This is a genomic window from Dorea sp. 210702-DFI.3.125, from assembly GCF_020560945.1.
In the GTDB taxonomy this organism is placed as follows: Bacteria; Bacillota; Clostridia; order Lachnospirales; family Lachnospiraceae; genus Dorea; species Dorea formicigenerans.
Genome location: NZ_JAJCNF010000006.1, coordinates 54,636 through 77,274, shown reverse-complemented (window position 1 = coordinate 77,274; position 22,639 = coordinate 54,636). Strand labels below are relative to the sequence as shown.

Annotated in this window: 17 protein-coding genes; 4 read left to right on the top strand and 13 right to left on the bottom strand. The window is 41.5% G+C overall.

The genetic code is table 11. From position 1 onward, the window contains the following. Positions 1-18: 18 nt before the first annotated feature. Positions 19-447, bottom strand: coding sequence for a 4Fe-4S dicluster domain-containing protein (locus LI164_RS04720; RefSeq protein WP_147567565.1), 429 nt, complete (start codon positions 445-447; stop codon positions 19-21). 2 nt (positions 448-449) lie between these two features. Continuing rightward, positions 450-2,573, bottom strand: coding sequence for a molybdopterin-dependent oxidoreductase (locus LI164_RS04715; RefSeq protein WP_227086801.1), 2,124 nt, complete (start codon positions 2,571-2,573; stop codon positions 450-452). A gap of 310 nt (positions 2,574-2,883) precedes the next feature. Here LI164_RS04715 and LI164_RS04710 point away from each other — a divergent pair, with 310 nt between their 5' ends. Together LI164_RS04710 and LI164_RS04705 are read left to right on the top strand one after the other, a co-directional pair. Then, positions 2,884-3,306, top strand: a complete 423-nt coding sequence (locus LI164_RS04710) for a hypothetical protein (RefSeq protein ID WP_227086800.1) — start codon at positions 2,884-2,886, stop codon at positions 3,304-3,306. A 99-nt stretch (positions 3,307-3,405) separates the two neighbouring features. After that, positions 3,406-4,659, top strand: a complete 1,254-nt coding sequence (locus LI164_RS04705) for a CapA family protein (RefSeq protein WP_227086799.1) — start codon at positions 3,406-3,408, stop codon at positions 4,657-4,659. 35 nt (positions 4,660-4,694) lie between these two features. On the opposite strand, the gene LI164_RS04700 is transcribed toward LI164_RS04705, so the two are convergent. The 4 genes from LI164_RS04700 to LI164_RS04685 all read right to left on the bottom strand — a co-directional run bounded on the left by LI164_RS04700 (position 4,695) and on the right by LI164_RS04685 (position 11,390). Further along, on the bottom strand, positions 4,695-6,314 hold the full coding sequence (locus tag LI164_RS04700; RefSeq protein WP_227086798.1) for a CvpA family protein: 1,620 nt from the start codon (positions 6,312-6,314) through the stop codon (positions 4,695-4,697). 12 nt (positions 6,315-6,326) lie between these two features. Continuing rightward, on the bottom strand, positions 6,327-7,775 hold the full coding sequence (locus tag LI164_RS04695) for a TrkH family potassium uptake protein (protein ID WP_005334096.1): 1,449 nt from the start codon (positions 7,773-7,775) through the stop codon (positions 6,327-6,329). A gap of 13 nt (positions 7,776-7,788) precedes the next feature. Next, entirely contained in the window at positions 7,789-9,147 is a 1,359-nt protein-coding gene (trkA, locus tag LI164_RS04690; RefSeq protein ID WP_117494045.1) for a Trk system potassium transporter TrkA, read from the bottom strand. Positions 9,148-9,314: 167 nt separating this feature from the next. Next, a complete protein-coding gene (locus tag LI164_RS04685; protein ID WP_117980729.1) occupies positions 9,315-11,390 on the bottom strand; it encodes a translation factor GTPase family protein in 2,076 nt (691 codons plus the stop codon). Between the two features lie 297 nt (positions 11,391-11,687). Here LI164_RS04685 and LI164_RS04680 point away from each other — a divergent pair, with 297 nt between their 5' ends. Next, a complete protein-coding gene (locus LI164_RS04680) occupies positions 11,688-12,782 on the top strand; it encodes a prephenate dehydrogenase (RefSeq protein ID WP_227086797.1) in 1,095 nt (364 codons plus the stop codon). Continuing rightward, the gene (gene aroA / locus LI164_RS04675; protein ID WP_227086796.1) at positions 12,772-14,070 is read left to right on the top strand and encodes a 3-phosphoshikimate 1-carboxyvinyltransferase; all 1,299 of its coding nucleotides are present in this window, start codon (positions 12,772-12,774) and stop codon (positions 14,068-14,070) included. Before LI164_RS04680 ends, aroA begins: the two co-directional genes overlap by 11 nt. Before the next feature lie 74 nt (positions 14,071-14,144). Here aroA and LI164_RS04670 read toward each other — a convergent pair whose 3' ends face one another. The 7 genes from LI164_RS04670 to LI164_RS04640 all read right to left on the bottom strand — a co-directional run bounded on the left by LI164_RS04670 (position 14,145) and on the right by LI164_RS04640 (position 22,576). Continuing rightward, positions 14,145-14,891 carry a LytTR family DNA-binding domain-containing protein gene (locus LI164_RS04670; RefSeq protein WP_173785968.1) on the bottom strand — a complete coding sequence of 249 codons (747 nt, stop codon included), beginning with the start codon at positions 14,889-14,891 and terminating at the stop codon, positions 14,145-14,147. Further along, positions 14,888-16,600: a histidine kinase gene (locus LI164_RS04665; RefSeq protein WP_227086795.1), complete on the bottom strand. Its 1,713-nt coding sequence runs from the start codon at positions 16,598-16,600 to the stop codon at positions 14,888-14,890. Before LI164_RS04665 ends, LI164_RS04670 begins: the two co-directional genes overlap by 4 nt. 154 nt (positions 16,601-16,754) lie before the next feature. Next, positions 16,755-18,002, bottom strand: a complete 1,248-nt coding sequence (locus LI164_RS04660; protein WP_173785966.1) for a dicarboxylate/amino acid:cation symporter — start codon at positions 18,000-18,002, stop codon at positions 16,755-16,757. Between the two features lie 232 nt (positions 18,003-18,234). Beyond that, positions 18,235-19,152 (bottom strand): ketopantoate reductase family protein, encoded by a 918-nt coding sequence (locus LI164_RS04655; protein WP_227086794.1) that lies wholly within the window; start codon positions 19,150-19,152, stop codon positions 18,235-18,237. A 234-nt stretch (positions 19,153-19,386) separates the two neighbouring features. Continuing rightward, positions 19,387-20,022 carry a precorrin-8X methylmutase gene (locus LI164_RS04650; RefSeq protein ID WP_173793688.1) on the bottom strand — a complete coding sequence of 212 codons (636 nt, stop codon included), beginning with the start codon at positions 20,020-20,022 and terminating at the stop codon, positions 19,387-19,389. Further along, positions 20,022-21,548, bottom strand: coding sequence for a cobyric acid synthase (locus LI164_RS04645; RefSeq protein ID WP_227086793.1), 1,527 nt, complete (start codon positions 21,546-21,548; stop codon positions 20,022-20,024). The genes LI164_RS04650 and LI164_RS04645 overlap by 1 nt, the downstream gene beginning before the upstream one ends. Then, positions 21,530-22,576 carry a histidinol-phosphate transaminase gene (locus tag LI164_RS04640; protein ID WP_005334123.1) on the bottom strand — a complete coding sequence of 349 codons (1,047 nt, stop codon included), beginning with the start codon at positions 22,574-22,576 and terminating at the stop codon, positions 21,530-21,532. Before LI164_RS04640 ends, LI164_RS04645 begins: the two co-directional genes overlap by 19 nt. Positions 22,577-22,639 lie beyond the last annotated feature (63 nt).

Genomic DNA, 22,639 nt, shown 5'->3' with positions numbered 1-22,639 from the left:
TATTATTTCCTTCATCTATTATACAAGCTTTAACGCCCCTGTGTTACAAGCCCTTACACATGCAGGTTCCAATCCCATTGCTACCCTCACAGAGCAACCGTCACATTTGACAATTTTATGTTCAGAATCAAATCTTGGCACATCATAAGGACAGGCTTTCAGACACAGCTTACACCCTTTGCAATTCTCTCTGACTGGTATTACAAAACCTCTTTCGTCTCTTTTTAGAGCTCCATAACGACAGACTTTTAAACAGGCTGCCTCCTCGCAATGCAGACAGCTCCTTGTCACATATATTTCGAGATCACTGTCCCCGCTTTTTTGCATCTCATATATTCTCGCTGGAACTGCGTATCCGTCAGCCTCATCATAATGTTGGTCCAGGCAGGCAACTATACAGGCCAGACACCCGGAACACCGTGCTTTATCACATTCTACTCTGCTCATTATTATGCCCCCTTTTTCACAATTCTGCAACAATAAGATTTGAATCCCGGAAATCCTGATATCGGATCAATGTACTGGTCATCGATCAAAAGATTAATGTCGTAATTCCCGGCACCATGATATACATTTACAGCACCTTGGAGGCAAGAAGAATTCACCACTGCCTCCATATCCATCTGTCCGACCGGAGTCTCAAGTGTGACCATCTCTCCTGTTTTCACGCTGTAATTTTCGGCATCTTCCGGATGTAATTCTACAATCGGACAATCCTCCAGATTTACCAGCCATGGCAGCCGATAGGTCCTGGAATGAAATAACTGCGGTTTTCTGCTTCCGGTACTTAATATAAGCGGATACTCTTTCATCGGCAATGTTTCCCGGAAATCATGATATGCCGGAACTCCTTCATGCCACTCTTTCTTACAGGCTTTAAGAATCGTAGATACGAACTCAATCTTTCCGGTAGGCGTATGAACCTTCATGATATCCTCTGTTGTTCTGGCTGGCATAATATGTTTTGCCGGCATCATACCATGTTCTTTTAACTCGTCCAATGTAAGTCCTGTCGGGCTTAACCGATCTTCCAGATATTCTTCATAAGTACGATACGTTGGATTGCCAAGTGTAAATCCAAGCCGCTTTGCAAGCTCTAAAAGAATTTCCATATCATTCTTTGTTTCTCCCTGGTTCTCCACGACTTTTGGCTGATAATAGACCATCTGTGGTCCCAGCAGTTCAACCTGCTCCCGTTCCTGTGTAACAGCAACCGGAAGCAGGATATCTGCATATTTACATGTATCATTCATATATACATCTGCACAGGAGAAAAATTCCACCTGTTTCATTCCCTCTTCGATCCGGTCCGGTCTTGGCCACATATGATGGTTCATTCCAAAGGAAATGAGATTACGGATTGGATATTTGCCATTTCCAAGGAGAAAATCTGCAATATGTTCTACCTGCAGCTCTACGGAAGTTAATTTGTCCCACGCTGGAAACTCTCCATAATTTACTCCTTTTTCTGGATGCTCGCGGTCTTTTTTTGTACCCATGAAAGAATCTTTCAGCACAGCTCTTGCAGGTCCCGGACCTGCAAACCCTCCCGGAATCCCAAAATTACCAGTAAGCGCCATCAATAGTCCGATTGCCCGTCCATTTTGCACACCATTTATATTATGTACGACTGGTGATGCCGATAACATAATGGAAGTCGGTCCCTCTGCTGCAATCATTCTGGCAGTCCTTATCATATCGCTTTTCGGAACTCCTGTAATCTCTTCAACTTTTTCAGGAGTAAAATCCATAACATAATCTCTATATTCTTCATATCCATAAGTATACTTTTCAATATATTCACAATCATGCAGATTTTCTGTGATGATTACTCTTGCCATGCCCAGTGCCAGTGCGCCATCTGTTCCTGGAATCGGACGAAGATGTAACTGTGCATATTCTGTAGTCGGTGTACACTTTGGATCAACAACAATCACTTTCGCACCCCGGTCAACTGCATGTAAAAATCCGGCACCGCCTTTGACAGAATTACTGTATAAAGGATTCACGCCCCATACGACCAAAGTCCGGCACCGTCCAAAATCTGGTGGAATCAGCATAATATTTTGTCCAAAATTACATTGATTGGCCATCATAAGTGCATAAGCACATGTACTGGACTCGGTTCCATAATTTGGTGTTCCATATTTATTTACAAATTCTGTTATCTGTGGTCTGAACCACTTCGGATGTCCTACATAGACCATCGTCTGTTCCGGACCGTAAGCCTCTTTTACTGATTGCATCTTTTCTGCAATCGTATCAAGTGCTTCTTTCCAGCTAATCCGTTCAAACTTTCCTTCTCCACGTTTTCCGACACGTTTCATCGGATATAGGATCCGATCTGGATTGTAAAGTGCCTGTTTTATCGCAGCACCTTTCACGCACACACGTCCATTTGCTCCCGGAAGTGTACAATTGCCTTCTGTTTTTATGATTTTTCCGTCTTTTATATAAAAATCTAAAAGGCAGTCTCCACCACAAAATCCACAGAATCCTGTCTTCACTTGAATTCCCGTCTCTTCTCCCGGAATCTTCGCTTTTAATAGCTCTTCTCTTGTTATTTTTTCCATAAATTCCTCCAATAGTTATAAATCCCCCATCTTTCTATCTTTATATTATCCTACGCTTATAAGCGCTTCGTCAAATTGGATTTATCTATATATCTATATAAAACCCATATATCTCTGGCAGTTTTACATTTTTCCTATGCTATCTTTAACTGTCATGCTTATTCTAAGATTATTCAAAAATTCTCATGGAATCGTCTAAAAACTTCTTTTTTCAGGTTGTTACTGTCTGTACTTTAGTGTATAATATAAACATCAACTATTCGATACCGGATATGCCCGGTATAATATTATACATAAAGGAGAGTTTGCCATGGTAAATTTATTAACTGGCCCTAAAGGCAGCGGAAAAACACAACAAATGATCGAGCAGGCAAATAAGCAGGCGAAAGAATGTAAAGGTAATGTCGTTTTTATCAAAAAGACTCATCGCGATACCGCAAGTGTTGCATTTGATATCCGTACAATTTGTATGGATGATTTTCCATCTATTACGAATACCGATGAGTACATTGGTTTCTTATATGGAATGTATAGCTCCAACCACGATATTGAGTGCATTTTTATCGATGGTATTTTAAAACACGCAGATATTTCCATTGAAAATATTCCAGGATTTATTGACCGTCTGAAAAAACTCTCCAAGGAATGCGGTATCAATTTTTATGTAAGTATCAGCGCAGAAAAAGCAGAATTAAAGGACATTGATTTGGATGGCTGCACTCTTTTAAATTAAATGGATCAAACAATGAAACAAGCGGACAGTCTATCTTAAGATGGACTGTCTGTTTTTATGCACATTTTCTAAAACGAATGAAAAGGTAACAAAAATACTATGAGTGATAACAATTCAGGAATCAAAGCATCAAAAAGACGTCAGATGGAAGCCAGACGCAGACGACTCAGACGCAGAAAAAGGAAACGTGCCATGCTGCTTGGATGCATGTTATGTACAGTCTGTCTGATTCTATTTGGCACAATATATGGCATCAGTCATCTGTTGCATAAACATACTGACACAAAAGAAGCCGTTAAGACTTCCCCGAAGCAGACAGCCAAAAGTAAGGACACTTCCTCTTCCAAAGAAAAAATTGACACATCTGCTGTAAAAACGCAAGAACTTGTCATTAATACAGACAATAACTCTGGCAAGAAAAAGAAAGGCAGTTCCTCAAAGGGACCTACCACCATCACTATAAGTTCTATGGGGGACTGCACACTTGGAACTGATGAGGGTTTTGATCAGTCCACCAGCTTTAATGCCTACTACAACGAATATGGCGCAGACTATTTCTTTAAAAATGTCCGTTCTATCTTAGAAGCTGATGATTTGTCTGTTGTAAACTTTGAGGGAACACTGACCGAAGAGACGAGCCGGGCTGATAAAACCTTTGCATTTAAAGGGCCTGCCAAATACACTGACATTTTAACCGGAAGTTCTGTGGAAGCCGCCAATATTGCAAACAACCACAGCAAAGACTACGGCACAAAAAGCCAGGAGGATACCATCGAAAATCTGTCAAACGCAGGCATTGCTACATTTGGCTATGAAAATGTCGTTGTGGTGGATGTAAAAGGTATCAAAGTCGGACTTACCGGCATCTATGAACTTGCCGAGCATGAGCAGAAAGCAACGCAAATCAAAGAAAATATCCAGGCCTTAAAAGATGCAGGGGCACAGATTATTATCGTTAATTTCCACTGGGGAATTGAAAAAGAATACACACCAAATGCTACCCAGAAAAAACTTGCACATCTGGCCATCGATGAAGGAGCCGACCTTGTCATTGGTCATCATCCACATGTACTGGAAGGCATTGAAAAGTATAATGGAAAATATATTGCCTACAGTCTGGGAAACTTCTGTTTTGGGGGAAATAAAAATCCTTCTGATAAGGATACGATGATCTTCCAACAGACTTTTACCATCGACACAGACGGTAAAGTTGCCGATGACGATAGCATTAACATCATTCCTTGTTCTCTGTCTTCTTCCAGTAATAAAAATGATTACTGTCCGACACCTCTTGAAGGTGATGAAGCAGAACGCGTCAGACAAAAGATAGAAAAATACAGCGAAGGGCTCTAAGCCTTCCGCTGTATTTTTCATTTTATTCACAAATGTTACTTAATTTTAAGGCTTACAACTGTATCTGCCTTCTCGCCTTTCTTATATTCCATCGTCACAGTCTGTCCTGCTTCACACCGGACTACATCAATGTAATCAACTACAGACACATCGAAAATATCCTCTGAACCATCAATCATCAGATAATAATGAGAAGTTCCATCAATGACCGCCTGTGCAATCTTTGTAATCTCTCCGGTGATTGTCTCAATCTCTCTGTCGTCCTTCGCTTCTTCTTTCACACCATTGCTTAAGAGCAGATTCAGATAATTGTCCTCACACTGACTCACACTGTCTCCGATAGCAACGATCTGATATTTCTGCACGTTTACCATGGCATATTTCTTAACCAGTCCCGCATCATCCTTTAATGCGATAAAATAAGTCGGCTCTCCGGATATATTAAGAAGCAGTGGAAATGTTGCGGTATACTTCAGATTCTGCACCTGTCCTTCTGCCGAAGACATAGCAGAAGCTTCTGTTGCTCCCTCACATTCATAATACTTTGTTTCCATTGTTCGCTGATTGGATAATACAAATCCAACATTAGACTGATCTCCGTTGACCGAAGTCACGCCTGTGTACATCCATACGTCATCGTCCAGTGCAAGATAATTGTAACCATCTGTTGTCTTCAGGCAGTCTTTCTGGCTCAGCACACTGTTGAAAAATCCATGTTTCAGTGTTCCATAATAGTCAAACAGATTGACAAGAAGATCCGCGGAATAGACTCTGTCTACCCACTCCGGAACATCTGTTGTCTTATAAGTCGTTGTTTCACCGGTAATAGCATTACAGATCACAACTTTACCGATCGTCTCACCACCAAACAGACCAATGTTATATTTTTTCACCGGTGCGATCCAGTATGGCACACCATCATCATCAATCTCAAAGCTCAAATCTCCGTAAATGTATGTCGGATGTGCAAATCGCAGATGCCGGTAAATGTTCCGGTTAAAGTACTCACTGTTCACATATTTCATGCCTTTATCCAGCTTTACAAGCTCTGTATTCTGATTTGCCATATTAATACGAATATATGCCGGTATTCCTTCTGAACGGTTCGTAAACCACTTAATAATACTGGCATATCGAAGTGGCGTTACACGCACCGGATTATCCTTATAATTAATCTGGGAATAGATGTCATCTGCCTCAAACTGCGAAACCATATCTACCATACTGCCCATCTTACGGTCTCCCAAAAGTGCGGCAGTATCTCTGTCCAGAAGCGGAATCTTATCAAAGGAAAGTTCTTCTACATCTTCTGTAAAATTTCCCTGCTCTACCTTCATCAGCTTCTGATATTTCTTCGCATTAACAATCGGGGAAGATAAAATACTTCCAATGAAATAAACTGCACCAAGCACAAGCAAAAGTATCACGCCTGCCCGGAGTATTTTGCTCTCTTTCAAATCGCTGATACGAATTTTCGCAGGATTTCTGAATCCATAAAAAAAGAGTTTCACAATTAAAGCTATTACGATTAGAAATAATACTGCTCCCCACGTATCTGTAGAGTGAATGTTGATTGCCGGTATAGTCACATAATAATAAATTGCTGCAACGAATACTACAATCAGGGCTATTAAACCTTTTGTTTTTGTTTTCATAACTTTCTCCTTTTAAAACTTTCTCTTCCATGCAAACATAGTAAGGAAAGTAAGGAACGGGAAGATTTCCAGACGTCCTGCAAGCATATCTATACAGAATACAATCTTTGACAAGATTGAAAAATCTGCAAAATTTCCGGTCGGTCCGACTGCCGAAAGTCCCGGTCCGATATTATTAAGTGTTGCCATTACAGATGTAAATGTCGTAGTAAAGTCCTGATTATCCAAAGAAATGATCAACACAGATACAATTGCCAGCAGTGCATATGCCATCAGATATACATAGACCCCTCGTAAAGTCTCATCGCTGATCTTCTTTCTATTGATCCGGATCAGATTCACAGATTTCGGATGCACAAGCTGCTTGATTTCACGTTTTACTCCTTTGAATACAATCATGAGACGTGACACTTTAATACCGCCTCCGGTGGAAGATGCACAGGCTCCAATGATCATCAGCAGCACTAAAATACACTGGGAGAATGTCGGCCAAAGATTGAAATCTGTCGTCGCATAACCCGTTGTCGTAATGATCGTTGATACCTGGAACAAGGCGTACCGGAATGCTTTCATGATACTGCCATACATCTGATTTGTATTCAAAGTGATCAGAATTGTTGCTGTCGCAACAATTCCAAGATACACTCGAAGTTCTTCATTTTTCCAGAATGCTTTAAAGTCTCCCAGGAGCATAAAATAATACAGGTTAAAGTTGATTCCAAACAGAATCATAAAAATTGAAATAACGTAGTCAATATATGCACTGTCAAAATGTCCTACACTGTCTGCATAATTGGAAAATCCTCCGGTTCCTGCAGAGCCAAACGCATGGATCAGACTGTCGAACAGATTCATTCCTCCAAACATAAGAAGAATGACCAGGATCATTGTCAATCCAAAATAAATTCCATACAGAATTCTTGCTGTCGTTTTGGTCTTTGGAACAAGCTTATCTTTCTCCGGTCCCGGAACTTCTGCACGCATCAGATACATGGAATTCTTCTTGTCCAGATTCGTCAGCATCAGAACAAAGACAAGCACTCCCATACCTCCAATCCAGTGAGTGAAACTTCGCCAGAACAGCATACACTGTGGTAATGCTTCTACATCTCTTAAGATGGACGATCCAGTTGTTGTAAATCCAGATACAGTCTCAAAAAATGCATCTACAAAATTCGGAATACTTCCGGACAATGTAAATGGAAGTGCTCCGAATAAGGACCATGTGATCCAGGCACTGGCAACAACAACCATACCTTCCTTTCCATAAATCACCTGTCCCTCCGGTCTCTTTCTTCCGGCTATTACAAAAATGCATGTCAGAATCACTGCCGGTATCACAAATGTCAGGGCTTCTTTTTCTTCCCCATATAATATTCCTACAAATGCCGGAAGAAGCAAGAGCAATGCTTCTACCCCCAACATTCTGCCCAGAATATAACGTACCATTTTTCCATTCATATCTTATGACTCCCTATGCAAGTATATCTTTGAAATCATTGATCGTGTGCTCTTTCGCGATCACAATAACACTATCACCGACTTCCAGATGATCGTCACCATTCGGAATGATAATTCTTCTGTGGCGTCCGATACATGCAATCAGGTTATTCGGCTTAGTAGGCAGATCTTTTAACGGAGTATTTGTGAAATCACATTCTTTGTTAATGATGTATTCCTGTGCTACAATCTTGCCATTCAGCAGTCGGTACATCGTCTCAATATTGGCACTGCTGTAAGAATTCATTCTTGCCTTAACGTAAGCAAGGATTGCATCTGCTGTCGCGCTCTTGGCAGAAACCGTACTCTCAATTCCAAGGCTCTCTACCATCTGTGCCCTTGTATCTGCATTGACCTTCGCAACAATTTTCTTGATCCCTCTTGTCTTTGCAAAAAGTGCCATCATAATATTCTCTTCATCCATGCCGGTCAGGGCAACAATGGCATTGGCATTCTCAAGGCCTTCTTCAATCAAAAGCTCCTGATCCGTCGCATCTCCATGAATAATCGTTGCCTTCGGAAGTAATTCACACAATTCCTCACATCTTGCCTGATTCTGCTCGATGATCTTCACCTGCATGCCAGCCTGTTGCAACTGAACTGCAAGATAAAAACATACATGACCGCCACCACAGATCATAACCTTCTTCACTTTCTCTTCCTTATGTCCAAGTGCACGGAAGAACGATTTCAGATTCTGATGTGATGCGACCACATGCATACGGTCTCCCTTTTCAATTACAAAATTACCATCCGGAATATAGACCTGCTCACCACGCTTGATGGCGCATACAAGAATCTGGAATTCATATTTCTTGTTAATCTCTGCCAGTGATAATCCCACGATCGGGCTTGTCTCAGAAATCGGGAACTCTACCAGTTCCACTCTTCCTTTCATGAATGATTCGACTTTATTCGCCTCTGGGAAAAGCAACATTCTTGATATCTCATTAGCTGCTGCCAGCTCTGGATTGACCGCCATACTAAGATGCAGGTCTTCCTTCAACAATTCCATCTGGCGATAATAAAGAGGATTTCTCACCCTTGCGATGGTATGCTTGGCACCAAGTCGCTTTGCCAGAAGACAACTGATCATATTCATCTCATCTGTAGATGTACATGCAATCACAATGTCTGCATGCGGCACATCCGCCTGTTTTAAAACTTCTGCATCCGCACCATTTCCATTAATACAGAAAATGTCCAGATTGTTCAAAGCTGCTTTCAGTTTCCCGGCATTTTGGTCAATCAGGGTAATGTCATAATCTTCTTCTGACAACTGTGTTGTCAGCTTATGACCTACCTTTCCATCGCCGATAATCACTATTTTCATTTCTTATCCCTCGTTATATTCTTCTTTATATTTTCACTGAATGCCTGAAAATTACTATTTATAAAACTGCATATAGGTATAGAAATTATAGCACTTTTAATCACAGAAAAAAAGCCCTAAACGGGCTTTTCTCCTGTTAAAACTTTAATTAACTTTTTCTTATCTTTCTATTCTTCAGCGGCTCTTTTTGCAATTTCTGCTTCTTGTACTTCTGAAGGTGCCTGTTCATAACGTGCAAATGTATATTCATAAGTTCCTCGTCCACCTGTCATAGAGCGTAATGTCGTGCAGTATCCGAATAATCCTGTCATCGGGACATCTGCTTCTACGATCTGATTTCCCGCGCCAACCGGCGTCATACCAAGCACACGGCCACGTCTCTTGTTAAGATCTCCCATTACATCTCCGGTGTACTCATCCGGAACTGTTACTTTCACAGATACGATTGGCTCAAGAAGTACTGGAGATGCCTCCATAAATCCTTTCTTAAATGCCTGGATCGTAGCAGTCTTAAATGCCATCTCAGAAGAGTCTACCGGGTGGTAAGATCCATCGTAAAGTGTAGCTTTGACACCAACAACCGGGTATCCTGCAAGAGGACCTTTCACTACAGATTCCTGAAGTCCTTTTTCTACTGCCGGGAAATAATTCTTCGGAACTGCTCCTCCTACAACTTCTTCATCAAATTCATAAGGTATTTCCAGGTCTCCTGACGGAGCAAAGCGCATCTTCACATGTCCGTACTGTCCATGTCCACCGGATTGTTTTTTATATTTGCTGTCTACATCAGACTGTTTGCGGATTGTCTCACGGAATGCAACCTTCGGAGTCTCCAGTGTTACTTCGCATTTGTAACGGTCTAATAACTTGCTGACTGCAATCTCCAGATGCTGATCTCCAATACCATAAAGAAGTGCCTGACGATTCTCGCTGTCATTGACTACCTTAAGTGTTACATCTTCTGCCATCATTTTCTGAAGTGCCTGAGATACCTTATCTTCATCGCCTTTATTCTTTGTTACATATTTCATATATGTATAAGGTTTTGAATATTCTGTCTTACCATAAAGAACCGGTGTTGTTTTTGTGGACAATGTATCCCCTGTTCTTGTTGCGGTCAGTTTTGCGATAGCACCGATATCTCCTGCAAACAGCTCACTGACTTCCACAGGTTTGTTACCGAACATCGTGTAAATCTTACCAAGCTTCTCATCTGTATCTGTATCTGCATTATAAAGTGTATCGTCACCTTTTAATACACCGGAGCAAACTTTAATAAATGAATATTTTCCAATAAACGGATCAACCATTGTCTTAAATACATAAGCTGATTTGGCTCTTGCGAAATCATAATTTGCTTCATAAATCTCATTCGTCTTGCGATTGATACCTGCACATTCTCTCCAGTCCGGACTTGGGAAGAATCTTACAATATCGGACAGAAGATTGGCGACGCCCTGTGCCTGGATATTAGATCCCATAGCCACTGGGACAATACTTCCTTCCATAACCTCTGTTCTCATGGCAGAACGGATTTCTTCTACTGAGAACTCGTCTCCTGCAAAATAGCGCTCCATATATTCGTCACTAATCTCTGCGACTGCTTCCAGAAGCTTCTCACGGTACATCTCCAGGTTCGGTTTACAGTAATCTGGAATCTCACATTCCTCTCTCTGTCCAAGACCTGTATAACGGCGTCCTGCATTCTTGATGACATTGACATATCCGACCAGTTTCTCATTCTCACGGATTGGCTGGAAATGTGGTGCAATGACTTTACCAAACTTATCTGTCAGATCCTGAACGACCTGTCTGAAGCTGGCATCATCCACATCCATCTCTGTTACATATACCATTCTTGGAAGATTGTACTTATCACAAAGTGCCCAGGCTTTTTCTGTTCCGACCTCTACACCTGCTTTACCGGATACGACAATAACTGCAGCATCTGCTGCACTGACCGCCTCTTCCACTTCTCCTACAAAATCAAAATATCCCGGAGTATCTAACACATTGATCTTTGCCTTTTCCCATTCGATTGGTGTCAGGGTAGTGCTAAGAGAAAATCCACGTTTCTGTTCTTCCTTATCAAAATCACTGATCGTATTCTTGTCCGTTACTTTTCCCATACGATTCGTTGCGCCTGATACATACGCCATGGCCTCAACAAGACTTGTCTTACCACTGCCCCCGTGCCCTAACAGGACAACATTTCTGATCTCGTCCGTTCTGTAAACTTTCATATTGGTTGCCTCCTTATATTATGTAGTAATTCTCAAGAATTCTTTATAATACTTCTTCCTGATATCCCATGTGTATATTGTACTAAACAAATCGAATTATTACAACTATTTTGTGCAAATATTATATGAAATATTGATTAATTTTCTAACTTTTGCTATGTACAAACATTTTTGCCTTAAAATTCAGTTTTCGCTTTGTTGCTTTAAAGTAACAAAGCATTGACAAATCATAAGTAAGCAAGTTACAATAATTGACAGACATATTTTTTGTCTTATGAAACACCAGGAGGTTTTACTATGAAAGAAAAGGTCGGCTTTATCGGTCTCGGACTCATCGGTGGTTCTCTTGCAAAAGCAATTCGAACCTACTTTCCGGATTACGAAATCGTAGCCTTTGATAAAAATAAAGAAGCTCTGGCACTCGCTACCCAGGAATCCGTCATTGATGTTGCGGCAACTACTATTGATGATAATTTTCGCAACTGTTCCTACATATTTTTATGCGCACCGGTTGCTTTTAATGTAGCATATCTGAAGCAGTTGACAGAATATCTGAACGACGCTTGTATTCTGACCGATGTAGGCAGTGTAAAAACTAATATTCATAAGGAAGTTATTAAGCTTGGCATTGAGAAATATTTCATCGGAGGACACCCGATGGCTGGCTCTGAAAAAAGCGGTTATGCCAATTCCAAAGCAATGATTCTGGAAAATGCTTATTTTGTTCTGACTCCTTCAAAAGAAGTATCTCAGGAAAAAATAGATAAATATGAGCAGCTTGTCTCTACGATCCATGCACTTCCAATTATTCTGGACTACAAAGAACATGACTATATTACAGGCACTATCAGTCATCTGCCGCATATCATTGCTGCAACGCTGGTCAATTACGTAAAGGACAGCGATACAAAAAACGAGTTGATGAAACGTCTGGCTGCCGGAGGATTTAAAGATATCACACGTATTGCCTCCTCCTCACCGACCATGTGGCAACACATTTGTCTAAAGAATAAAGACAACATTTCACAGATTCTTGCTTCTTATATTAAATATCTGGAAGAAGTAAAGAGCATGATTGATTCCGGAGATGGGCAGGCAATCTATGACTGGTTTGATTCCTCCAGAATATACCGGAATTCACTTCCGGGAGCATCGTCTGGTCCGATTAAAAAGGCATTTGAAGTATACTGTGATATTATTGACGAAGCTGGTGGAATCGCAGCCATTGCAACAATTCTCGCTTCGAATGGTCTCAGTATCAAGAATATAGGAATTGTGCACAACAGAGAATTTGAAGAAGGGGTTCTGCGTATAGAATTCTACGATGAGTCTTCCTCTAAGAAGGCCGCAGAGTTACTGCAGAAATTCAGGTATATTGTATATGAGCGATAGAATTATCTGCCCATGCAAAGGATTGCATGGCGAAATTATGATTCCGGGAGACAAATCCATCTCCCACCGTTCCATTATGTTAGGTGCACTTGCACTTGGCACAACAGAAATCACTAACTTTTTAGAAGGTGCTGACTGCCTGTCTACTATCGGCTGTTTCCAGTCTATGGGGATTCAAATTGACCGTACTCCAGAGAAAATCATTGTTCACGGAAAAGGCATGCACGGTCTGGCCGCACCAAAAGATATTTTAAATGTAGGGAACAGTGGCACAACAACTCGCCTGATGTCTGGTATTTTGTCTGCCCAGGACTTTACAAGCGTGATGTCCGGTGATGCATCTTTGAACTCCCGGCCAATGGGGCGTGTTATTACACCTCTCACTCAGATGGGAGCACATATCACAAGTGTAAACGGTGATCTGTGTGCTCCGTTAAAAATAGAGCCAGGCACACTGCATGGAATCGATTACACTTCACCGGTAGCTTCCGCACAGGTCAAATCTGCCATACTTCTTGCAGGACTTTATGCAGATGGCAAGACTTCTGTTACAGAACCGGCTTTGTCCAGAAATCACACAGAACTGATGCTGAAAAGCTTTGGTGCTGATATCACTTCCACAGTCAACCCTGACGGTACTGCCACAGCACATGTAAAACCATGTCAGGAACTATACAGTCAGTCTATCTGCGTACCGGGAGACATCTCCTCCGCTGCTTACTTTATTGCAGCCGGACTTTTAACTTTGGATTCTGAGCTGCTTGTAAAAAATGTAGGAATTAACAAAACCCGCGCAGGCTTTTTGGAAGTGTGCAGAAATATGGGCGCTGACATTACTCTGGTCAACGAATCACTTGAGGGAGGTGAACCTCGCGCGGATATTCTTGTCCGTACAAGTAAACTGCATGGCACAACGATAGAAGGTGCATTGATTCCGACGCTCATTGACGAAATTCCAATGATTGCCGTCATGGCAGCCTGCGCCAAAGGTACCACTATCATCAAAGATGCGGCCGAATTAAAAGTTAAAGAAACAAATCGAATCGACACGACAACAGAGGCTTTAAGATCCATGGGCGCTGACATAACCCCGACTGACGATGGAATGATCATTCAAGGTGGACGTACTCTTCACGGTGCAAAGATCAACAGTTATCTGGATCACCGGATTGCCATGACCTTTGCAATTGCAGCACTTAGTGCCGATGGAGATACCATCATACACGACAGCCAGTGCGTTGATGTATCTTACCCTGAATTTTTCGAGATTCTGGACGGATGCCGATAAAAGCGGCATCGTAAAACGCAATTTGACACGTAGTGCTTTTGCATTTCACTACGTGTCAAATTCATTCAGCTGATCTACAGACCCATTAAATGCTGTTTTAATATCCTGGTCTTATCTCTGGCAATTGGCAGGATCTGATCTTCATATCCCCGCATGCGCAAACTGAAGCTGTTACTTCCCCATGGGAATACTTCCCGCACTTTATCGAGATTTATAATAATACTTTTGTGAATCCTGAAAAACTGTTCCGGATCCAGCTTCTTTTCATATTCTCCGATAGATTTGTTTTCGCAGTATTCCCCTTCTGTTGTGTAAATCTTGCAGCCTCGGTTATATGTCTCAATGTAAACAATATCTTCCACATTTTCAATAATAGTTCTTCCGTCACTGTTGATTGCCAGGCGGCGGATGGGTGCCTGTTTTCCCTGGCTTTGTGAATCTGCATGCTGTACATTTTCTTCTTTCCCGCCAACTTTACACCTATCCAACACTTTTTGAATTCGCTTCTGGTCAAAGGGCTTCATTACATAATCCTCTACCCCCAATTCAAATGCCTCAACTGCATATTCGGAATAAGCTGTCACAAATATGATTTTTGCCTGTGGCTGCATATTGTGAATTGCATTTACAAGTACGGTGCCTGATATATCTCCCAGGTTAATATCGAGAAAGAACAGTTCATACTTTCCGTCTCCTGCAAGCTGTAATGCTGCTGCACCGCTATCTCCTTCTACTATTTCTGCCTCTTTCAGTAATTCCTGAATCTGATGCCTCAGTTCACTTCTTGCCGGTCTTTCATCATCTACGATCGCTATTCTCATGCTTCCTTCACCCCTTTATAAAAGTATAACTTCACAGTACTTCCCTTAGGCGTACTCTGAATCTGAAGTCCACGTTCCTCTCCATATACACTCTTCATACGCTTATGTACATTCTGAAGCCCGATGCTGCTTCCTACCGGTTCATCTTTTGCTATTTTTTCCAGTACTTCTTTTGGAAATCCTTTCCCATGATCTGAAATTTCTACCCGGTAGGCATCTGCTTCCTCAGTAATTCCAATATAGACATAACGGCATCCGGTCCGGTCAATTCCATATCGCACTGCATTTTCTACAAGTGGCTGTAAGATCAACGTTGGAACCAGAATTTCCATTTTCTCTGGCACCTCATAAGTCACCTGCATCTTCTCCTCAAATCTTGCCTTCTCAATCTGAAGATAATCTTTGACATGTTCCAATTCTTCTCTTAGCGGAACCATATATGCATCATAATTTAAATTATAACGGAAATAATCTGCCAGTGTAAGCAGTAGTTTCCTCGCTTCCTCCGGATTTTCCCTGCATATCCACGATATTGTATTCAATGCATTAAATAAAAAATGTGGATTCACCTGAAACTGCAATGCCTTAAATTCGGCTTGTGCAAGCAAATTCTTCTGCTGTTCCAGTTCTAATACCGCAAGCTGTGAAGATCCAAGCGTCATCAGATGCTGTAACAACTCTATTTCACTTTGTCTGTCCATCCACTGACGTTTCATCCATACCGTCAGACTTCCGACTGACTGATTCTTCACCCGAAATGGCACCGAACTGATTGAGTAATCCTGCGCTGTATGGATCCATTTTTTCTCTCCAGTCTGTGCTTCGTATTTGACAAGTTTTCCTTCTTCCATTGCCTGTCTGCAGATTTCCGGAATTGGATCTCCATACTTTGCCTGATAGAAAATTGCCTGTTCATCTTTCGCTTTGCACTGCCACTGTATAACCTTTTCCCGGTCTGTAAACAAAATGCCGGACCACTGCGTTTCCTTCAAGATAATATCGGATAGTTTCTTCATATTTTCTGCTTTATTCAACCCGCCATCTTGCAAAAGTGGAAGACATTTTTGGGAAAGTACAGACATCTTCTGGATCTGTCTGGAGCTTTCCAGATCCTGAAAAATAAATACCCCGTTAAAATTGGAAATAAATACAATCATCCCGATCGCATTCATAATAATCATTGGAAGTGCAGCATCTACAATTGTATCTACTGCTACTTCCAGTGATACTGTCATGCGAAGCAGGGATGCCATGTCACAGATTTCTGCAAAACATGCCAGCAGGAACAAATCCGTATATTTCCACTTGCCTCTTTGAAAATAAGGGTAGAATCCTGCTCCCAAAAGTCCGAACAAAATTGTAGCAAAAGCAGACCCTCTTGCAAATGCTCTCGGTGTCGAGAAGATAAGTACATATATTGCTCCTATGGCTGAAGAATATAATCCCACTAACGGTCCTCCAAGAAGTCCTGCAGACATTGCACCAATGACTCTTGTATTCAAACTGTAAGATGTAATCTTCACTCCGATGCAGGTCGATAAAATAATCAGGCCTGCGAAAATCATTGATAATATCAGATCTCCTTTCAACCCTCTTTTTTCCTGCAGAATCAATTTTTGCACTGTCTGGATCCTGGATAAAAGATTCGCTATAATCGCAAGCAATGCGATATTTACAATCAATGCATATACGATATCTTTGATTGACACGTATCCTTCCTCCTGTCTGTCCTTTACAATACTTTTCACAAATTATATCATGAAACTTTAGAAACAAAAACCCCCGACATATCGAAGTATGCCGGAGGTCTTTGTTATTTATGAATGATGTTTTTAGCGAAACGGCTAATTATACGACTGCCTCTTAGTAAGTAACAGTCTTCTTTTCATCGTATACATCACGGTCAAGCTCACCAAGCTTGCTTGCTACAAGCAGACCGATCATAACGTCTATGTCTACGTTCATCAGTGTACGGAACATTCCGGCGAACCAGTCAATACCAATCAGTACTGCAATACTTTCAAGTGGCAGACCAAGTGATGTTGCAAGGAATGTATACACGATAACGGATCCACCTGGTACAGAAATCGTACCAAGACACATCAGGCAGGAAAGAAGGATTGCCATTCCCATCTGATATGGTGTCATCTGAATTCCCGTGGACTGAGCCATGAAGAAGATTGCTGCTACATAACACTGAGCTGCACCACAACTGTTCATGGACATCGTAATCGGTCCTGTGAAATCAGCGACTTTACGGCTGATACCGAATTTTGTAACTTCATCTTCCATCTTAGTTGGAAGGCAGATAGCTCCGGAAGTTGTTGTAACTGCCATCATAGACATTTTAGCAAACTTCTTAGGCATCTTGAAAATATTTACCTTTGTTACTGCTGCTGTAAATGGTCCAAATAACAGGAACTGAATAGCATCACCAATCAGAAGTACAAGTAAGAACTTGAGCATCGGGATGATTACCTTAAATCCTGTAGTTCCGGCAACGTTAGCTAACAAACAGAAGATACCGATTGGAGCAACGTTCATAACAATTTTGATGATGTTTGTAATAACACCGTTAATTCCCTGTACCCACTCGATAATGTTACGGTTACCGCTCTCTTTTGCGTAAGCGCCCATAGCAACTCCAAAGAAAAGAGAGAATACGATACATGGAACCATGGAACCTTCAGCCATGGAATTAATGATGTTTGTTGGAACAAATCCAAGAATCGTATCCTGAATAGATCCTGTCTCAACAGATGAATTTGCTACATCTGCTGCACTTGCGATTTCAACTCCGATACCTGGCTGTAACAACATAGACAATGCTACGCCTAAACCAGCGGAAATAACTGTGAAGATAATGATCCATTTGAATGTATGGAATCCCATCTTACCAACATCTTGTCCATCGCCGCCACCAACTGCGGAAGCAACAGCAGACATAACAAGCAATACCACTGACATCTGGATCAGTCTGATAAAGATATCTCCGATAAACTTCAGGTTAGAAGCCCACTCGCCGACCAGTGCTCCAAACACGATACCACCTGCTGTAGCGATCAGTATCTGAGTTGTCAAAGATATTGAAAAACGCTTTTTATTTTCCATTTGTGAAACCCACTTTCTCATTCTTAGATTATCCGGTGCTTCTTAGATTTCATCTGCACTGAATATACCTTTTTCTCTGTTTATTATTAAAATGTGACTTTATTCAATGGGACGGCCGTGCCATATGTTTGACTATATTCTATATTTTTCACAAAACAAGTCAATAGATTCTGTTCCAAGTGTGGTTTATTATGCTTAAACGGTTGTTTTTTCGTTTTATCAGTAGCAAATTTTAATAGTTAAATTTCCCGTCATTTTTTTCTTCTAAGGCTTTGATCATATGATAGGTATATTCACAATATGGAACCGGAATTTCAAACTCTTTTCCCATACGCATCATCTCACCCGCGAAAATATCAATCTCTGTGTGTCTTCCTGCATCCAGATCCTGCAAAGTTGAGAACCTCGCCTCTTTCACGGTTCCGTGAAAGAGAAGTAAACGTTTTGGAAGCCGCACACCTTTTTTTGCTGCCACCTGAACCACTTCCTGCCATAGTCCAGTTGCAACAGCCCGCACATGTTCGCTATCTTTATATGCGCCAAAACCTACGCCAAGAATTGCCTGTGGAAGATTCTGGGAAACATTACTCACATATTTCAGCCACAGATCAGTCATAATATCCGGCACAAAATTAGCTCTTACAGAAGTTCCTTCAAAAAGATCTAACACTGCCTGTACACGTTCTGTCGGCTCCGTATGATCCTTCTCTCCAAAGAATACTCCTGCAATCCGGTCAAAATGGAGTTCCATCTGATTGCCGTCACGGACAGCATCAATCCGCATCAGAGAATATAACATATGCTCCATACCAATTTCATTTCCAATAATCTCCTCGCTGGTCACGCCATTTAAAAGACTTAAGACAATCGTATTCTCACCCACAAGTGCGCAGATATCATCCATAATCTCAGGAAGTGCAGTCTGCTTCGTCGCAACCAATACCAAATCTACTTTTCCCGCTTTCTGCGCTGTTTTCAGATTCAGTGGACATCTCGCACCGTTAATATAGATTCCTTCTTTTTCCAGACGTTCTTTCCGATTTCCAGAAGCAATTACACAAAAACGGTCTCCTAACTTAGCTGGAAGCCCATACGCAAAATATGAGCCTACCGCACCAACACCAATCAAAGCCGCTGACTTAATCTCCATATCACACACTCCTTCACAATTTATAAATTTTCCTGCAAAATCTATAAAACTCTGTCATTTTAGTTTTTTACCAGACCATGAGTCCTGTTCTGCAGTGTTTGCGAGCATAGTCTGGCTTTCATGGCACTGTCTGAACCTGTTTTTTAGGTGAGTTTGCCATGAAAGTCAGAAATAAGCGGCGCAGCAAACACCAGAAACAGGATTCGGTCTGTAGAAACTATAATGGCAGAGTTCTTAAAGATTATACAGCAATGCATTGCAGATACATGCCGCAATATTACTTCCACCTTTTCTTCCCCGCGCTACGATATAAGGTGTATCCGACAATTCCAAAATCAATTCTTTTGACTGAATGACATTAACAAATCCTACCGGCACTCCGATTACCAGCTCTGGTCGGATTTTTCCGGCACGTATCAGCTCATACAGATGAATGAGTGCTGTCGGTGCATTTCCGATTGCAAAAATTAATTTTTCGTCTAATTCACAAGCTTTTTCCATGCTTGCTACCGCACGAGTTGTACCGTCGCGCTTTGCTTTTTCTGCCACATCTTCATCAGACATAAAGCAGTACACCTGTCCCCCGTACTGAGCCAGTCTTTTTTTATTAATTCCGGAACGTCCCATCTGGGTATCTGTTACAATGGATGCTCCATTACGGATTGCTTCTTTTGCACGTGCAATTGCATTTTCCGAAAATACAAGGTTCTGCGCATAATCAAAATCTGCACTAGTATGGATACAGCGCTTGATAACCGGTGCTTTTTCCGGATCCAATACAATCCCACTCTGTGTAAGTTCTTCGGTTATAATCTCAAAACTCCTCTTCTCAATCTCAGAAGGAAGTACATTTTCCAATTCGATCGCCATTACTTTTCCTCCACATTTTCCTTCATAATCTCATAAATCCGCTCCATGTCCAGATGTGAACGAATACCATCAGCAAGTTTATCATATTGTTCTTCCTTAAATGACTTCAGATCTATGCCGGATGCTTTTTCCAGTGTAATCCCTTTTTTCTTTGCCAGTGCTTTAACAATTACATCGGTAACACCTTCCATATCAAAAATGCCATGGATATAAGTACCATATACATTTCCATCTGAGATACCATCCTCACTGATCTTACCGCTGACTGTATCCTGAATCCGGCTCATATGCTCCTTGGAAATAACTTCTTCCACGTATGTTGTCTCACCCATATGAATTTCATATCCTTCAAATGCTACATTAGAAAGCTCCGAAAAGATTCCTTCTACATGTGCAAATGTTCCATTTACTCTTGTCCGTGTTTTCTGTCCGGTAAATACAGTCTCCGAAGGCAGCAGTCCCATGCCCTGCATCGTTCCGCCGTCCTCAACCTGATCCGGGTCACATAAAACTTCTCCCAGCATCTGGTATCCACCACAGATTCCCCAAACCGGAGTTCCGCTCGCTGATGCTTTTAAAATACATGCTTCCAAGCCACTTTCACGGATCCATTTTAAATCGCCCATTGTATTTTTAGTTCCCGGAAGAATAATCATATCCGGGGTTCCGAATTCAGACACATTTTTCACATAGCGAAGGGATACTTCCGGAATATTTTCCAATGCCATAAAATCCGTAAAATTAGAAATTCTTGGCGTACGTATGACTGCGATATCCAGAAGCCCGCCACTTTTCTTTGAAGTGAAACGCTCTGTCAGACTGTCCTCATCTTCAATCTCCACATGAAGATACGGCGTTACTCCTATAACCGGAACATTCCCTTTTTCCTCCAGCATCTCGATTCCGGGATCCAGAATAGTCTTATCCCCGCGAAATTTATTGATGATCAGCCCTTTTACACGTTCTTTTTCATCCTCCTCTAATAGAAGCAATGTGCCAAGAAGCTGTGCAAATACTCCTCCCCGGTCAATATCTCCGACAAGGAGAACCGGAGCATCTACCATCTTTGCAAGCCCCATATTGACAATATCATTTTCTTTCAAATTAATCTCCGCCGGACTTCCCGCACCTTCAATTACAATGATGTCATAATTTTCTTCCAGTTTATGAAAAGCCTTCATCACATCTGGAATCAATTCTTTTTTGTATTTAAAATAATCACGGGCACTCATATTTCCCAAAACTTCACCATTTACAATTACCTGAGATCCAACATCGTTGGTCGGCTTAAGTAAGATTGGATTCATGGATACTTCCGGCTCGATTCCTGCCGCTTCTGCCTGTACAACCTGGGCGCGTCCCATTTCTAGACCTTTGTCTGTGATAAATGAATTCAATGCCATATTCTGCGATTTAAACGGTGCAACTTTGTAGCCATCCTGCTTAAATATCCTACATAATCCCGCACAGAGAAGACTCTTTCCTGCATTGGACATTGTTCCCTGTATCATAATCTTCCAAGCCATGTGATCAACCTCTCATTTTCTTCTTTTGTCCGCACTGCGATCCGGTAAAAACCTTCTGACAACCCTTCATAATTCTGACAATCGCGGATCAGAAATCCTGCTTCCAGTGCCTCTTTTTCAAGTCCTGGTCTTCCTTTGAAAAACAGATAATTGGCTTTTGATGCAAATACCACATATCCCATCATCTTCAAGATATTTCTCATATACTCCCGCTGACCAGATACATATTCTCTTGTCTGTCGGATATATTCTTTTGGCTTTTCAAGTGCTGCCACTCCCGCCATCTGTGCCGGAACGGACACATTCCACTGTTGAAGCTTCCAGGACATTTCTTCCAGAATATCCTGATTACTGCTGATTGCATAACCAAGACGCAGTCCCGGCATACTGAATATTTTTGTAAATGCTTTGATGATTAGTAAGTTTGGATATTCTCCCCTTAGATCTGACATCTCATATCTGTTTGGTTCATCCAGGAATTCTAAGAAACACTCATCCAATATGACAACTATATTCTGCTTTTTACAACGATCCAGAATCTTAATCAACATATCCCGGTCAATGGTCTGTCCGGTTGGATTATTCGGATTACACAAAAATATCATATCTATTTCTTCCGAAAGCTTATCCACATAATCTTCCCGAATCTGAAAGTTATCTTCCTCACACAGATAATAATATTCTACTTCTGCACCAACACTTCTTAGAGCTTCTTCATATTCTGAAAATGAAGGCGCTATCACCAGCGCTTTTTGTGGCCAAACTGCCTGCACTACCGCGAAAAAAAGCTCTGCCGCACCATTTCCACAGAGGATTTCTTCCATATTCACTTGTTCAAATCTGCTGATTGCTTTCCTGAGAGCTTCGCATCTTACGTCCGGATAATGCTCAATCTTTGCTACGCTCTCCTGTACCGCGCGTTTCACCGATTCCGGTGTTCCCAACGGATTCGTATTGACCGAAAAATCAATCACGTCCGGGTGACGGTAAATATCTCCGCCATGGAGTTTCCTTGGTTTCTTTTGCACTTGATTCTCTCCTTGATTCTCAATTCATTCTTGCCTTATTATGCGGTTACAATTACATTGACA